Annotated in this window: 16 protein-coding genes; 9 read left to right on the top strand and 7 right to left on the bottom strand. The window is 64.5% G+C overall.

What is annotated here, in order from left to right:
* Positions 1–140 precede the first annotated feature (140 nt).
* On the bottom strand, positions 141–509 hold the full coding sequence (locus AC07FD_RS21885) for a YrdB family protein (RefSeq protein ID WP_478351511.1): 369 nt from the start codon (positions 507–509) through the stop codon (positions 141–143).
* A gap of 201 nt (positions 510–710) precedes the next feature.
* Here AC07FD_RS21885 and AC07FD_RS21880 point away from each other — a divergent pair, with 201 nt between their 5' ends.
* From AC07FD_RS21880 to AC07FD_RS21850, 7 genes are all read left to right on the top strand, one after another.
* Positions 711–1,964, top strand: coding sequence for a sarcosine oxidase subunit beta (locus tag AC07FD_RS21880; protein ID WP_095084630.1), 1,254 nt, complete (start codon positions 711–713; stop codon positions 1,962–1,964).
* Positions 1,964–2,386, top strand: coding sequence for a hypothetical protein (locus tag AC07FD_RS21875; protein ID WP_095084629.1), 423 nt, complete (start codon positions 1,964–1,966; stop codon positions 2,384–2,386). Before AC07FD_RS21880 ends, AC07FD_RS21875 begins: the two co-directional genes overlap by 1 nt.
* An 11-nt stretch (positions 2,387–2,397) precedes the next feature.
* Positions 2,398–2,709, top strand: a complete 312-nt coding sequence (locus AC07FD_RS21870; protein WP_478351510.1) for a sarcosine oxidase subunit delta — start codon at positions 2,398–2,400, stop codon at positions 2,707–2,709.
* Positions 2,706–5,699, top strand: coding sequence for a sarcosine oxidase subunit alpha (locus AC07FD_RS21865; RefSeq protein ID WP_478351509.1), 2,994 nt, complete (start codon positions 2,706–2,708; stop codon positions 5,697–5,699). The genes AC07FD_RS21870 and AC07FD_RS21865 overlap by 4 nt, the downstream gene beginning before the upstream one ends.
* A complete protein-coding gene (locus AC07FD_RS21860; RefSeq protein WP_478351508.1) occupies positions 5,692–6,276 on the top strand; it encodes a sarcosine oxidase subunit gamma in 585 nt (194 codons plus the stop codon). The genes AC07FD_RS21865 and AC07FD_RS21860 overlap by 8 nt, the downstream gene beginning before the upstream one ends.
* 59 nt (positions 6,277–6,335) lie before the next feature.
* Entirely contained in the window at positions 6,336–6,566 is a 231-nt protein-coding gene (locus AC07FD_RS21855) for a hypothetical protein (RefSeq protein WP_478351507.1), read from the top strand.
* Between the two features lie 75 nt (positions 6,567–6,641).
* A complete protein-coding gene (locus AC07FD_RS21850; protein ID WP_457150377.1) occupies positions 6,642–7,427 on the top strand; it encodes a ThuA domain-containing protein in 786 nt (261 codons plus the stop codon).
* 134 nt (positions 7,428–7,561) lie between these two features.
* Here AC07FD_RS21850 and AC07FD_RS21845 read toward each other — a convergent pair whose 3' ends face one another.
* The 6 genes from AC07FD_RS21845 to AC07FD_RS21820 all read right to left on the bottom strand — a co-directional run bounded on the left by AC07FD_RS21845 (position 7,562) and on the right by AC07FD_RS21820 (position 11,908).
* Complete coding sequence (locus tag AC07FD_RS21845; RefSeq protein WP_478351506.1) at positions 7,562–7,810, bottom strand: DUF680 domain-containing protein; 249 nt, start codon at positions 7,808–7,810, stop codon at positions 7,562–7,564.
* Positions 7,811–8,026: 216 nt separating this feature from the next.
* Positions 8,027–8,671: a TetR/AcrR family transcriptional regulator gene (locus AC07FD_RS21840; protein WP_457150375.1), complete on the bottom strand. Its 645-nt coding sequence runs from the start codon at positions 8,669–8,671 to the stop codon at positions 8,027–8,029.
* Positions 8,672–8,763: 92 nt separating this feature from the next.
* Entirely contained in the window at positions 8,764–9,540 is a 777-nt protein-coding gene (locus tag AC07FD_RS21835; RefSeq protein ID WP_478351505.1) for an SDR family NAD(P)-dependent oxidoreductase, read from the bottom strand.
* Complete coding sequence (locus AC07FD_RS21830) at positions 9,540–10,574, bottom strand: phosphotransferase family protein (RefSeq protein ID WP_478351504.1); 1,035 nt, start codon at positions 10,572–10,574, stop codon at positions 9,540–9,542. Before AC07FD_RS21830 ends, AC07FD_RS21835 begins: the two co-directional genes overlap by 1 nt.
* Entirely contained in the window at positions 10,571–11,056 is a 486-nt protein-coding gene (locus AC07FD_RS21825; RefSeq protein ID WP_478351548.1) for a MaoC family dehydratase, read from the bottom strand. Before AC07FD_RS21825 ends, AC07FD_RS21830 begins: the two co-directional genes overlap by 4 nt.
* A 36-nt stretch (positions 11,057–11,092) precedes the next feature.
* Positions 11,093–11,908, bottom strand: coding sequence for an SDR family oxidoreductase (locus AC07FD_RS21820; protein ID WP_478351503.1), 816 nt, complete (start codon positions 11,906–11,908; stop codon positions 11,093–11,095).
* Positions 11,909–12,041: 133 nt separating this feature from the next.
* Between AC07FD_RS21820 and AC07FD_RS21815 the strand changes: the two genes are divergently transcribed.
* Together AC07FD_RS21815 and AC07FD_RS21810 are read left to right on the top strand one after the other, a co-directional pair.
* Complete coding sequence (locus tag AC07FD_RS21815) at positions 12,042–13,283, top strand: acyl-CoA dehydrogenase family protein (protein WP_478351502.1); 1,242 nt, start codon at positions 12,042–12,044, stop codon at positions 13,281–13,283.
* Between the two features lie 54 nt (positions 13,284–13,337).
* Entirely contained in the window at positions 13,338–14,375 is a 1,038-nt protein-coding gene (locus tag AC07FD_RS21810; protein WP_478351501.1) for a zinc-binding dehydrogenase, read from the top strand.
* The last annotated feature ends 1 nt before the right edge of the window (position 14,376 follow it).

Here is a 14,376-nt window from a genome sequence, read left to right as displayed (position 1 = left end):
GTCTGGCCGACTGGTGCCGGCAACGAGGTCCCTTGGTCGCAGGCCACACCTACCCGCGACACCCGATACCTGCGCAGTTGGTTTCTTGCCGCCAATGGATGAAAGCGAGCCGGTTGGGAAGGCGAGGCTGGTTGGGCGAACTATTGCTTCAGCAGCCAGCTGAGGCGATCGAGCGAGAACGCGTAGCTGATGACGATGAGCAGGGCGACGATGATGCTCGTGGTCGTGTAGCCGGCCACGTAGAATCCGACGGCACCACCGAACAGGATCGTCAGTTCCAGCGCCAGACGCACCGCACCCGGTACGGGCACCGGGGCGCGGCCCGACCGGCTCGGATCGTCGAGGACGGCGAAGGTGCCCCACAAGGCTGCTGCGATGAGCGGCAAGGCCAGGGCGAAGACCCAGCGCCACCATTCGTCGGAGACATCCCAACCCGCCAGGCCGAGGCCAAGCAAGGCGGCAAGCTCCAGCAGGAAGCGCAACGTCAAATTCCACCAGGCGTTGCCCATGATCGTCCTCCCGAGTCCCGCGACAGGCAATGTGACTGAAGGCTAGGATGGCTACCAGATCGCATGCGTCTTTTTCAGCGCGGCGCAAAACGGCAAGCGCCGTCGCAAACAGCGCAAGGGTGGAAGCTGCGTTTCGCTAGTGATACACCTCGCGCGCCGAGGCTTGATGAACGCTTGGCTGCCATTTGCGAGGCTGGAACGTTGAAGAAATATTCGGTATTCGCCATCGCCCGCGAGGCCATGCGCGGCCACAAGGGCTGGGAGGAACAGTGGTCCTCTCCTGAGCCGAAAAAGGAGTATGACGTCATCATCGTCGGCGCCGGCGGTCATGGCCTGGCCACCGCCTATTACCTCGCCACGGTGCACGGCATCACCAATGTCGCGGTGCTGGAAAAAGGCTGGCTCGGCGGCGGCAACACCGGCCGCAACACCACCATCATCCGCTCGAACTATCTCTATGACGAGAGCGCCGGCATCTACGACCATGCGCTGAAGCTGTGGGACGGGCTCAGCCAGGAGCTCAACTACAACGTCATGTATTCGGCGCGTGGCGTCATGATGCTGGCCCACAACGTGCACGACATCCAGGTGCTGAAGCGTCATGTCCACGCCAACCGGCTGAACGGCATCGACAATGAATGGCTGACGCCGGAGCAGGCGAAGGAATTCTGCCCGCCGCTAAACACTTCCAAGGATGCCCGCTATCCCGTCGTCGGTGCGGCCTTGCAGCGCCGCGGTGGCACGGCGCGCCACGATGCCGTGGCCTGGGGCTATGCCCGCGGCGCCTCGGCGCGCGGCGTCCACATCATCCAGAATTGCGAGGTCACCGGCGTCAAGCGGGCGGCCAATGGCGCGGTGATGGGCGTCGACACGACGCGCGGCTTCATCGGCGCCAAGAAGGTCGGCGTCGTTGCCGCCGGCCATTCGTCCGTCATCATGAACATGGCCGGCGTGCGCATGCCGCTGGAAAGCTATCCGCTGCAGGCGCTGGTGTCGGAGCCGGTCAAGCCGGTGGTGCCTTGCGTGGTGATGTCGAACACGGTGCATGCCTATATCTCGCAGTCCGACAAGGGCGAGCTGGTGATCGGTGCCGGCACCGATCAGTATGTCTCCTATTCCCAGACCGGGGGCCTGCACATATTGCAGCACACGCTCGACGCCATCTGCGAGATGTTCCCGATCTTCACGCGCATGAAGATGCTGCGCTCATGGGGCGGCATCGTCGACGTCACGCCCGACCGCTCGCCGATCCTGGCCAAGACGCCGGTGCCCGGCCTCTATGTCAATTGCGGCTGGGGCACGGGCGGCTTCAAGGCGACGCCGGGCTCTGGCCATGTCTTTGCCCACACCATCGCCAAGGACGATCCGCATCCGATCAACGCGCCCTTCACCATCGAACGCTTCCGCACCGGCCGCCTCATCGACGAGGCGGCGGCGGCGGCGGTGGCGCACTGATGATGGCGCAGATGGCTGTCGCCATGCCGCTGATGCTGGCGGGGGAACAGGGCATGTTCCATTTTCCCTCGGCGGACGAAGTGCGCACGCAGCCGATCAGCCGCGCCGGGAACGAGGCCAATTGGCCGTTTTCCGTCGATGACGGCATCCTGGCCTGCGTGTGGAGCGGCGGCCAGAAGGTGGTCATGTTCCTGGAGAACATGCCTTCCGACCAGGATGAGGACGACACATTCGAGCCGCGCCGCGTCATCGTCACGACCGATCCGATGCAACTCACCATCGGCAACATGGCATATCGCGACCTGTTTCGTCCGGCCGCAAGCGTGGAGGAGCGCATCCGGCTCGTCGCGCCTTTTGCCGCCATGGGCCAGAGGCTTTGCGACCAACCCGCCGGCGCTCATGTCGGCAACGGCGAATTGTAGGAACGAACCAAATGCTTCTCATCCGCTGCCCCTATTGCGAGGAAGAGCGCCCGGAACTCGAGTTCCGCAACGCCGGCGAGGCGCATATCGCGCGCTCGGCCAACATGGCTGGCGAGACCGACGACGATTTCGAAAAGTTCTTCTTCATCCGCTCGAATCCCAAGGGCATCATCTATGAGCGCTGGCGGCACATGCATGGCTGCGCTCGCTTCTTCAATGCGGTGCGCGACACCGTCACCGACAAGTTCATCATGACCTACAAGGCCGGCGAGCCAAAACCGTCGAAGCTGCCCAAGATCTCCAACGAAGTGGTTGCCAAATGAGCGGCGCGTTCCGCATTCCCGGTGCCGGTCGCCTCAAGCAGGCAAAGACCGCGCGGTTCAGCTTCGATGGCCAGTCCTACGCCGGCATCGAGGGCGACACGCTGGCTTCGGCGCTGCTTGCCAATGGCGTCCATCTCGTCGGCCGCTCGTTCAAATACCACCGTCCGCGCGGCATCCTGTCGGCGGGCGCGGAAGAGCCCAACGCGCTGGTCGAGATCAAGCGTGACGCGGCGCGCAAGACGCCAAACGTGCGGGCCACCGTGCAAGAGCTCTATGACGGGCTTGAAGCACAGTCGCAGAACCGCTGGCCGTCGCTGTCCTTCGACGTCGGCGCGGTCAACGACATCGCGTCGCCGTTGTTTTCGGCCGGCTTCTACTACAAGACCTTCATGTGGCCGAAAGCGGCCTGGAAGAGCCTTTACGAGCCGAAGATCCGCGCCGCGGCCGGCCTTGGCGTTTCCCCGGATAAACCTGATCCCGATCATTATTCGTCGCGCTATGCGCATTGCGACGTGCTGGTGCTGGGCGGCGGTGCCGCCGGCATCGCTGCAGCACTTGCCGCGGCCGAGACCGGCGTGCGCGTCATCCTGGCCGACGAGCAGGCCGAGTTCGGTGGCAGCTTGCGTTTCGAGACCGGTGCCGGGATCGATGGCCAGGACGGTTTTGCCTGGGCGCAGGCGGCGATTGCCAGGCTTCAAGGCATGGACAATGTCCGCGTGCTTCCGCGCACGACGGCCTTCGGCTACTACGCGCAGAATTTCGTCGGCCTGGTTGAGCGCGTCAGCGATCATCTCTCCGCCCCCGGCCACGACCTGCCGCGCGAGCGGCTGTGGCAGGTGAGGGCCAAGCGCGTCGTGCTGGCCTCCGGCGCCATCGAACGGCACATGGTGTTCGCCGACAACGACCGGCCGGGCATCATGCTGGCCGGCGCGGCGCGCACCTATCTCAACCACTATGGCGTCGCTGTCGGCAAGAATGTCGGCGTCTACACCGCCAATGATTCCGCATATGCGGCGGCGATCGACCTTAAGAAGGCCGGCGTCAACGTGGCGGCGATCGTCGACCTGCGCGACCATCCGACCGGACCGGTGATCGACGAGGCGAGGGCGCTCGGCATCGAGGTCAATTTCGGCCGCGCGGTGATCCGCGCCGGCGGCAAATCGCGGGTGTCGTCGATGACCGTGCGGCCGAAGAATGGCGGCGGCGAACGCACCATCCCGGTCGATGCGATCCTGATGTCGGCCGGCTGGACGCCGTCGGTGCATCTGTTCTCGCAGTCGCGCGGCAAGGTCGCTTTCAACGACGAGACCAAGCGCTTCGTGCCGGGCACCTATGCGCAGGATTGCGTCTCGGTCGGCGCCTGCAACGGCACCGACGGGCTGTCAGCGACGATCGACGAGGCATATGCGGCCGGCGAGAAGGCAGCGAAAGATGCCGCTGCTAAAACCGCCAAGAGCAACAAGCCGAAGGTCGACGCCTCGGAGAGCTGGTCGCGCGGCATGCTGGGGGCTGCCCCCGGCGCCGGGCCGGACACGACGGTCAAGGCCTTTGTCGATTTCCAGAACGACGTCACCGCCAAGGATATCCGCCAGGCGGTGCATGAGGGCATGCGCTCGATCGAGCACGTCAAGCGCTTCACCACCAACGGCATGGCGACCGACCAGGGCAAGACCTCCAACATGCACGGCCTGGCGATTGCTGCCGAGGTACTTGGCAAGCCAATCCCGGAAGTCGGCCTGACCACGTTCCGGGCGCCCTATACGCCTGTCACCTTCGGCGCGATCGTCAGCCACGCGCGCGGGCCGCTGTTCGACCCGACGCGCAAGACGGCGATCCATCCGTGGGCCGAAGCGCAAGGCGCCGTGTTCGAGGATGTCGGACAGTGGAAGCGCGCCTGGTATTTCCCCAAGGGGGGTGACGACATGCACGCCGCGGTCGACCGCGAATGCGTCGCGGTGCGAAAGACGGCCGGCCTGTTCGATGCCTCGACGCTCGGCAAGATCGAAGTGGTCGGGCCGGATGCGGCCAAGTTCATGGAACTGCTGTACACCAATCCGTGGGAGAAGCTGGAGCCAGGCCGCTGCCGCTATGGCATCATGCTGCGCGAGGACGGCTTCATCTATGATGACGGCGTCGTCGGCAGGCTGGCGCCAGACCGCTTCCATGTGACCACGACGACCGGCGGCGCGCCGCGCGTCATGAACCACATGGAGGATTATCTCCAGACCGAGTTCCCGCAACTCAATGTCTGGCTGACCTCGATCACCGAGCAATGGGCGGTCATCGCCGTACAGGGTCCCAAGTCGCGCGACATCATCGCGCCGCTGGTCGAAGGCATCGACATGTCCGACGAGGCGCTGCCGCACATGTCGGTGCGCGAAGGCAAGATCTGCGGCGTGCCGACCCGGCTGTTCCGCATGTCCTTCACCGGCGAGCGTGGCTTCGAGGTCAACGTGCCGGCCGACTACGGACAGGCCGTATGGGAAGCGCTTTGGGCCGAGGGCCAGAAGCATGGTGCGGCGGCCTACGGCACCGAAGCCATGCACGTGCTGCGCGCCGAAAAGGGCTACATCATCGTCGGCCAGGATACTGACGGCACGGTGACGCCGAACGATGCCGGGCTCGACTGGGCCGTCGGCAAGAAGAAGGCCGATTTCGTCGGTATCCGCGGCATGGCGCGGCCGGATCTGGTCGCCAAGGGCCGCAAGCAGCTGGTCGGCCTCAAGACCAAGGACCCCAAGGTGGTGCTGGAAGAAGGCGCGCAAATCGTCGAGGATCCAAGGCAGGCGATCCCGATGAAGATGATCGGCCACGTCACCTCGAGCTACTGGTCGGAAAATTGCGGCCGCTCGATTGCCCTTGCGCTGGTCGCCGGCGGCCGCGACCGCATGGGCGACACGCTCTACGTGCCGATGCCGAACGGGGTGATCGAAGTGGAGGTTTCCGGCATGGTGTTCTTCGACGAGACGGGAGGGCGCCTCAATGGCTAAAGCCGCTGCAAAGAAGACGACTTCGGTTGCATCGCCTTCGGTCGAGCGCCGTCCGGCGCTGGCTGGACGCAGCACCGCCGCGACTGGCGCCAAGGTCGGGGTGCTGCCGCCGGCCGAGCGCATCTCGCTGCGCGCGCCGGAGGCTTCGACTGCCGCTCTTTCCAAGGCGCTTGGTGTGACCTTGCCGAAAAAGCCGAAGACCTCGGCCACGAAGGCCGGCCGCACCGCTCTGTGGCTTGGACCCGACGAATGGCTGGTCATCGACGAGGCCGGCAACGATCCGCTCGCCGACTGCGCCGCGGTTTCCGCCCTCCATTCGGCCGTCGGTATATCGCATCGCAACATTGCGATTGCCGTGACGGGCGCCGGCGCGGCCGCGGCGATCAATTCTGGCTGCCCGCAGGATCTGTCCCTTGATGCCTTCCCGGTCGGAGCGGCTTCGCGCACGATCCTGGGCAAGGCCGAGATCGTGCTGCTGCGAACGGCGGCCGATGCCTTCCGGGTCGAGTGCTGGCGTTCCTTCTCGGACTATGTCTTTACTTTCCTGTCCGAGGGATCGCGGGACGCAGCGGTCTGAACTCGGAACGTTTTGCAGGGCAAGCTCGTTCTGCATCCGTACACCGAGGGAGAATGCCGATGCCGTCGAATTCCGCGCCGAAGTCGCCGGTCAAGAAGAGCCCTGCCGTTCGTTCGCTCGAACATGAGAAGCACCAAGGCTCGAGCGCCGAAGAAGAACTCGAGGAAGGCCTCGAGGACACCTTTCCGGCCAGCGATCCGGTGTCGATAACGGGAACGGCCATCCCCGGCGGTCCCGCGAAGCCGGGCAAGGCCAAGACCGTGGCCGGCCGCAAGAAGCGCACGAGGTAGTTTCCATCGGACCAGCCGGATCGGGCCTTCTCAATCCCATCGGACATGCTATTTAAAGCGCTTTGGGAGAGAAAAATGCCGACAAAAGCCATCGTTTGGGGCGAGAACGTCCACGAGCAGACCAATGCCGCCGTGCGCGACCTTTATCCCTTGGGCATGCATGGCACGATCGCCGCGGCGCTCAACCAGGACAAGGGTATCGAGGCGACCACCGCCACCTTGCAGGAACCCGAGCACGGCTTGAGCGAACAGCGCCTGGCCACCACCGATGTCCTGCTGTGGTGGGGTCACAGGTCGCATGGCGAGGTCAAGGACGAGATCGTCGAGCGCGTGCAGAAGCGAGTGTGGGAAGGCATGGGGCTGATCGTGCTCCATTCCGGCCACTACTCGAAGATTTTCAAGCGGCTAATGGGCACGCCCTGTTCGCTGAAATGGCGCGAGGCGGGCGAGCGCGAGCGCGTCTGGGCGATCAATCGCAGCCATCCGATCGCGCAGGGCATCGGTGAGTGCCTGGAGATTGGCGAGACGGAAATGTATGGCGAGCCGTTCGCGGTGCCGGAGCCGCTCGAGACGGTGTTCGTCTCCTGGTACGAGGGCGGCGAGGTGTTCCGATCCGGACTGACCTACCAGCGCGGCGCCGGCAGGATCTTCTACTTTTCGCCCGGCCACGAAACCTACCCGATCTACCACAATGAGGGCGTGCAACAGGTGCTGCGCAACGCCGTGCATTGGGCGCACAACCCGGCGCCGGCCTGGTCCGGCATCACCAATGCGCCGAACGTGCCGACGGATGCCGCCAAGGAGAAGATCGTCCAGAAAGGGCTGCGCCTGCATGCCGACGGTGACAAGGGCCTGAGTTGATGGGCCAGGCCGGGCTACGCGTCAGCGTTCGCCTGGGCCAGTCCGGTGCCGCCAACCGAGACGGCGTCGCTTAGACCAAACTGCTCGCCAGGCCGGCTTTCAATTTGCGCCGGCCTCGGCTTTTTGATTTTGTCTCAGAATGTGCTGGGCACGATCCACGGATTGATGCTGATGCCGAGCCGCGGGCCCTTGCCGTCAGCGGTGTTTTCGGTGGAGCCCTTCTTCTCGACCGAGCCGGTGGGAGCGCAATCGAGCTTCACGTGGGTCCTGGTGTCGACGCAGGTCGCAGCTGGTGCCTGCTTGACCGGTTGGGCGGCGCCGGCGGCGAAGGCCGAGCCCGAAAGTGCCAGCACGGCGGCGAGTGTGAGGAGTGTCGTTTTCATCGTCAGTCTCCGTTTTCGACCGTTGAATTTTCTCCGTACGTGTACGATACGGCGTACATATACGTCTGGCAATGCCGTCGTTCAAGTCAGAAACGTACATGTACGAATGAATTTTATTGAACTTTTATTGAACGCCGAAAATCGCGGCGTTCTGGCGCAGCCGAGCACTCCAACCGGACGTTGGTCGTGGTTGTCAGAGCCGGTGAAGGATGCCGCTCAGCACTTGACCGGCGTTTCGGTCAGCGGCGGCACGGTCTGCGTGCTCAGCGTGGCAAGCGTGAAATCGCACATCCGCTTCACGAAAGCCTGCGGGTCGCCGAAGGGATAGAACGGAAAGGTGATCAGCAGCGAGATCGTGCCGTGGCCGACCGCCCACAGCATGGTGGCGATGGCGCGCGGGTCGCCCTGCAGCTTGCCGGCGGCGACACAGGCCTCGACCCTGCTGATCAGCGCGTTCATCGCCGGGTTGCTCTCTTCCATGTCCTCATAGCTCCTGCCTTCCGGCAGCTTGGTCTTCTCGGTCATGAACACGGTGCGATATTCGTTGGGATTGCCGAGCCCGAAGGCGGCATACTCGGTCATGACCGCCTGCAATGCCTCGATCGGATCGTCGGACGAATGCTCCTCGATGCGGCGGGCAAGCGTCTCGAACGCATCTTCGGCCAGGGCGAACAGGATGTCCTGCTTGTCGGCGAAGTAGGAATAGACCGACATCGGCGCGTAGCCGACCCGCTTGGCCAGTTTGCGGATGGTCAGGCCTTCATAGCCTTCTTCCTGGACGAGCTTGTGCGCGGCCTCGACCAACTCGGAGCGCAGTTCGGCCCTTTGTTTCTCGCGGCGTGTCTGGACGCTCGGCGGCAAGATCTCGTGCCTTTGGTTGGTTGGTACCTGGCTAAATTATATACGCTGTACGAAAACGGACAAGGGCGCGACAGGTTCCCAAACGGCATGCTTCAGATCGCACCGATGCCGCCGTCGACGGCCAGCGCATGGCCGGTCATGAAGGAGTTTGCCGGATCGGCGGCAAACAGGATGGCGGTGGTGATTTCGTCGACTTCCGCCACCCGCTTCATCGGCACGCCACGCGTCAGCTCCGCCAACGCCTCCGCTTCCGGCGCGCCGGAAACGCGCACGAAGCTGTCGACCATCGCCGTTCTCGTGTGGGCGGGGCAGATGGCGTTGATACGCAGGCCCTTGGTGGCGTATTCGACCGCCGCCGAGCGGGTCAAACCGATGACGCCGTGCTTGGCGGCGGCATAGACCGAGAGTTTCGGCGCGCCGGACAGGCCGGCGGCCGAAGCGATGTTGACGATGGCGCCGCCCTTGCCGGTCGCCTTGAACTGCCGCTCCATCTGCGGGATCTGGTGCTTCATGGCATAGAAGACGCCGAGCAGATCGACCTCCAGCACGCGGCGAGCCTCATCCGAGGGGACCTGCGGCAAGCGCACGAAGCTCTGGACGATGCCGGCATTGTTGATGGCGACATCCAGCCGGCCGAATTTTTCGACCGCCAGCCTGACCAGATCCTCGGACAGTTTTTCGTTGGCGATGTTGCCGGCCAGGATCGCCGTTTCGGCCTGCAGTGTGGCTGCAAGGTCGGCCAGCGCCCCTTCGTCGATGTCCGACAGCACCAGCCGCGCACCTTCAGCGGCAAAGCCCTTCGCCGCACCCCGGCCAAGCCCGCCGGTCGCACCGGTGATCAGCACGGTTGCTCCCGCAAAACGGCCCATCACGCCTCCTGGTCGATCAGTTTCGCGGCGAGATGCGAAAGCAGTTTTACCGCCTCGCCATAGGTTCTGGCCTTTTCGGGATTGGAGGCGTTGCCGTCCAATGCCCGCTTGAAGACGCCTTGGCAGATCGCCGCCAGACGAAAGAAGGAGAAGGCCAGGAAGAAGGTCCAGTCGCCGATGCCGTCCAGCCCGCGTCGCCGGCAGTAGGCGACGACATAGTTCTCTTCGGAGGGCAGGCCGAGCGCATGCCGGTCGACGCCGCCCAGGCCGCGAAAGCCCGAGGCGTGGGGCAGGCGCCATTGCATGCATTGATAGGCGATGTCGGCAAAGGGGTGACCGAGCGTCGACAATTCCCAGTCGAGCACCGCCAGAACCGTCGGCTGGTCGGCGGCAAAAATCAGATTGTCCAGCCGGTAGTCGCCATGCACCAGCGAGACGCGGCCGTCGTCGGCGGGCCTATGCGTCTCCAGCCAGGCAATCAGTTGGTCCATATCGGCGATGGTACCGGTTTCCGAGGCGCGATACTGGGTGGTCCAGCGCGCCAGCTGGCGCTCGAAATAATTGCCGGGCCGACCGAAATCGACGAGACCCGCGGCCCCGACATCGACATCGTGCAGCGCCGCAAGCGTAGCGTTCATGGCATCGTAGATGGCGGCGCGTTCGTCGTTGTCGCGGGCTTCCGGCAGCGCCGGATCCCAGAGGATGCGGCCGTCGAGGAAATCCATGACGTAGAACATACGGTCGATCGGCGAGACCTCCGCCGACAGATGCAGCATCCTGGGCACCGGCACGGCGGTGCCGGCAAGCGCGCTCATCACGGTGAATTCGCGGTCGACCTGATGGGCCGATTTCAGCAGTTGCCCGGGCGGCTTGGCGCGCAACACGTAGCGGCCGCTTTGCGCGGTCAAAAGGTAAGTCGGGTTCGATTGGCCGGATTTGAATTTTTCGATGGAGGCAAGCCCGGTGAAGCCGGGGATGTTGGCCTCGAGATAAGGCGCAAGCGCTGCCTGGTCGAGAACGTTCGGATCGCTCATGCCGTCTCGGGTTGGCGTTCGATCAAGGTCAGCGTCAGCCAGCGAGCGGTCAGCGCCGGTTTCTTGGAGCCGTCGATCTCGATCGTCACGTCATGCGCGGTCTGCACCCAGCCCGACGGCCTGACCTTGACGTCGGCCAGCACGAAACGGGTGCGGATGCGCGCGCCGGTCTTCACCGGCGCCAGGAAGCGCAATGAATCGAAGCCGTGGTTGACGCCCATCCTGCCGTTTTCCAGCGGCGGCATGGTCTCGAAGGTCATCGCCGACAACAGCGACAGCGACAGGAAGCCATGCGCGATGGTGCCGCCAAACGGCGTCTCGCGCATAGCGCGCTCCGGATCGCAGTGGATGAACTGGTGGTCGTCGGTGGCGTCGGCGAACTGGTCGATCATGCGTTGCGTGACCAACCGCCACGGCGACACGCCAACTTCCTTGCCGACACTGGCCAGAAGTACATCGAGACTGATCGGTTCCACGCGGATGTCCTCCAGTTCACCCCCGGCTCCGGCCGGAAAATGTTATTCCTTGAACAACGTCAGCCCATGCTGCACCGACTGTCCGCCGTCGATCGGCAGGATGGCGCCGGTGACATAGCTGCCTGCACGGCTGCACAAATAGAGTGTTGCGCCGGCAATGTCATCCGGTGCGCCGATACGGCCGATCGGAACATGGTTGCCGACATGTGCGGCCTGTTCCTGCGTGCCGGTGGCAAAAGCCGTCATGCGGCTCTGGAAGGGGCCGGGGGCGAAGGCGTTGACGGTGATGCGGCGGGCGGCGAATTCGAGCGCCAGGGTACGCGTCAGATGATGAACCGCGGCCTTCGACGCCGTGTAGGAATAGGCGTCGTCGGCCAGCGGCTGCGTGCCCATCACCGAACCAAGATTGATCACCCGGGCCGGATCGGCATCGCTGGCGGCGGCATCGAGCAGCGGCAGCAATTCGCGCGTCAGATGGAAGACCGCGGTGACATTGACGCCGAGCACTTTCGCCCAGGCGGAATAGGGAAAGCTCTCCAGCGGCGCGCCCCAGGATACACCGGCGTTGTTGACCAGGATGTTCAGGTGGTCGGTCCGCGCCTTGACCTCGGCGACGAGTGCGGCAATGCCGGCTTCACTGGAGACATCGCCGGCGAAGCCTTCGGCCCGGCCAGGTGCGCCAAGCCCGTTCAGTTCACCGGCGACCTTGATGCAATCCTCGCCCTTGCGCGACGCGATCATGACGCTCGCGCCGGCCTTCACCAGCGCGGTTGCCGCCATGCGGCCGATGCCGGTCGCCGCTCCCGTCACCAGCGCGGTCTTGCCGGCCACCGAAAACAGCTCGTCCAGATAGCTCATCACAAATCCTTCGCGCCCTGCCTTGGTGTGCGGGCCTCGGTGTGCAGGCAAAACAGTTCGCGTTGACAAGGCTATCCGAAGTACGGTCATCCTTGCCACGGGTAAAATGCCTGGCCTGCATGAAGGGTTAGCGATGACGGAGATGAATCTCGGCATGACCGAGCGGCTGAAGCCGATCCACGCGCGCGTCGCGGCCATGGTGCGCGACGAGATCATGCCGCTCGACAAGGAATTCCTCGGCGAAGTGGGCAAGCAAGGCGACCGCTGGGTCCATAGTGCGCGCCAGAGCGAAATCCTCGAAGGGCTGAAGAAGTCCGCACGGGAGCGCGGCCTGTGGAACTTCTGGCTGACCGGCTCGGAGCGCGGCTACGGCCTTTCCACGGTCGAATACGCCTATCTTGCCGAGGAGATGGGCAAGGCGCATCTCGGCGCCGAGACCTTCAACTGCTCGGCGCCCGACACCGGCAATATGGAGGTGCTGGAACGGTATGGCTCGGCCGACCACAAGCATGTGTGGCTCAAGCCGCTGCTCGACGGCAAGATCCGCTCGGCCTACCTGATGACCGAGCCGGATGTCGCCTCGTCCGACGCCACCAACATTGCAATGCGCTGTGAGCGCCAGGGCGGCGACTATGTGCTAAACGGCGAGAAATGGTGGGCCTCCGGCGCCGGCGATCCGCGCTGCGCCATCTACATCGTCATGGTCCGGACCGGTGCCGACGAAGAGCCGAAACACAGGCGGCATTCCATGATCCTGGTGCCTTCCGACGCAAAGGGCGTGACCAAGGTCCGGGCCATGCAGGTCTATGGCGACGATGACGCGCCGCACGGCCACATGCATCTTCGCTTCGACAATGTGCGTGTGCCCGCATCGAACCTGATCCTCGGCGAGGGGAGGGGTTTCGAGATCGCGCAGGGGCGGCTCGGCCCTGGCCGCATCCATCACTGCATGCGCGCCATGGGCCAGGCCGAGATGGCGCTGGAGATGCTGTGCCAGCGTTCCGTGCGTCGCGAGGCCTTCGGCCAGCCCTTGGCAAAACTCGGCGCCAATTTCGACATCATCGCCGAATGCCGCATGGAGATCGAGATGGCGCGGCTGCTCTGCCTCAAGGCGGCATGGATGATCGACCAGGGCGATGCGCGCGCCGCAGCACCCTGGATCAGCCAGATCAAGGTGGTAGCACCCCGCGTCGCGCTCAAGGTCACCGACGAGGCGGTGCAGATGTTCGGCGCGCAAGGCATCAGCCAGGACACGCCGCTGGCGCGCTCATGGACGCATCTGCGGACATTGCGCCTTGCCGATGGGCCTGACGCCGTGCATCGCCGCCAGGTGGCGCGGACGGAACTGAAGAAATACACGCAGGAAAAGGTTTGAGCGCCGGCATTCGTCACCCGGCGACGCCGGCAGGTCCGAGCAAGGAGTGTTCCGATGACCGTCCCCTCCGAAATGAAGGCGCTGCTGCTTGTCGGCGACGGCTACACCAGGACGCCTTCCGGCAGTGTGCTGGAAGCGATGGAGCCCTATCTCGAGCCGGGCAGCATCGCGGTGCCAACGCCAGGGCCAACGCAGGTGCTGATCAAGGTCAGCCTCGCCTCGATCAATCCGTCCGATGTCGCCTTCATCAAGGGTCAGTACGGCCAGCCGCGCGCCAAGGGCCAGCCGGCCGGTTTCGAGGGTGTCGGCACCGTCGTCGCCAGTGGCGATGAGCCCTATCCCAAGAGCCTCGTCGGCAAGCGCGTCGCTTTCGCCACAGGCGTCAGCAACTGGGGCTCATGGGCCGAATATGCCGTTGCGGAAGCGGTGGTGTGCATCCCGCTCGTCGACACCGTTCGCGACGAGGATGGCGCGGCGATGATCGTCAACCCGCTCACCGCGCTCGCCATGTTCGACATCGTCACGGAAGAGGGCGAAAAGGCCTTCGTCATGACCGCCGGCGCCAGCCAACTCTGCAAGCTGATCATCGGCCTGGCCAGGGAAGCGGGTTTTCGACCCATCGTCACGGTGCGCCGCGACGATCAGATCGCGGCTCTGAGGGAGCTTGGCGCGGCGTACGTCCTCAACGAAAAGGCAGCGGATTTCAAGACGGCGCTACGCGAGGTGATGAAGGCCGAACAGCCGCGCATCTTCCTCGACGCGGTCACCGGGCCGCTTGCCTCTGCCATTTTCGACGTCATGCCGAAGCGCTCGCGTTGGATCATCTATGGGCGGCTCGATCCCGAAGCCACGATCATCCGTGAACCCGGCCAACTGATCTTCCAGCACAAGCACATAGAGGGTTTCTGGCTGAGCGAGTGGATGCGCCAGTTTCGCGACCGCCGCGGCCCGGCGATCCTGGAAGCGCAGAAACGGTTCTCCGATGGGCGCTGGTCGACCGATGTGACGGCGGTGGTGCCGCTCGCCGAGGCAATGGCGCGGGTGCCGGCGGAACTGGCCAAGCCCAACGGCAAGGTGTTCATCCGGCCTTAGC

The organism is Mesorhizobium waitakense, from assembly GCF_056431085.1.
Note: the sequence above shows the minus strand (reverse complement) of the source record. Positions and strands in the feature narration are given on the sequence as shown.

Coding starts and splice junctions, on each gene's coding strand:
- AC07FD_RS21885 (WP_478351511.1), bottom strand. CDS start 509: ATGGGCAACGCCTGGTGGAATTTGACGTTGCGCTTCCTGCTGGAGCTT.
- AC07FD_RS21875 (WP_095084629.1), top strand. CDS start 1,964: ATGATGGCGCAGATGGCTGTCGCCATGCCGCTGATGCTGGCGGGGGAA.
- AC07FD_RS21870 (WP_478351510.1), top strand. CDS start 2,398: ATGCTTCTCATCCGCTGCCCCTATTGCGAGGAAGAGCGCCCGGAACTC.
- AC07FD_RS21865 (WP_478351509.1), top strand. CDS start 2,706: ATGAGCGGCGCGTTCCGCATTCCCGGTGCCGGTCGCCTCAAGCAGGCA.
- AC07FD_RS21860 (WP_478351508.1), top strand. CDS start 5,692: ATGGCTAAAGCCGCTGCAAAGAAGACGACTTCGGTTGCATCGCCTTCG.
- AC07FD_RS21855 (WP_478351507.1), top strand. CDS start 6,336: ATGCCGTCGAATTCCGCGCCGAAGTCGCCGGTCAAGAAGAGCCCTGCC.
- AC07FD_RS21850 (WP_457150377.1), top strand. CDS start 6,642: ATGCCGACAAAAGCCATCGTTTGGGGCGAGAACGTCCACGAGCAGACC.
- AC07FD_RS21845 (WP_478351506.1), bottom strand. CDS start 7,810: ATGAAAACGACACTCCTCACACTCGCCGCCGTGCTGGCACTTTCGGGC.
- AC07FD_RS21835 (WP_478351505.1), bottom strand. CDS start 9,540: ATGGGCCGTTTTGCGGGAGCAACCGTGCTGATCACCGGTGCGACCGGC.
- AC07FD_RS21830 (WP_478351504.1), bottom strand. CDS start 10,574: ATGAGCGATCCGAACGTTCTCGACCAGGCAGCGCTTGCGCCTTATCTC.
- AC07FD_RS21820 (WP_478351503.1), bottom strand. CDS start 11,908: ATGAGCTATCTGGACGAGCTGTTTTCGGTGGCCGGCAAGACCGCGCTG.
- AC07FD_RS21815 (WP_478351502.1), top strand. CDS start 12,042: ATGACGGAGATGAATCTCGGCATGACCGAGCGGCTGAAGCCGATCCAC.
- AC07FD_RS21810 (WP_478351501.1), top strand. CDS start 13,338: ATGACCGTCCCCTCCGAAATGAAGGCGCTGCTGCTTGTCGGCGACGGC.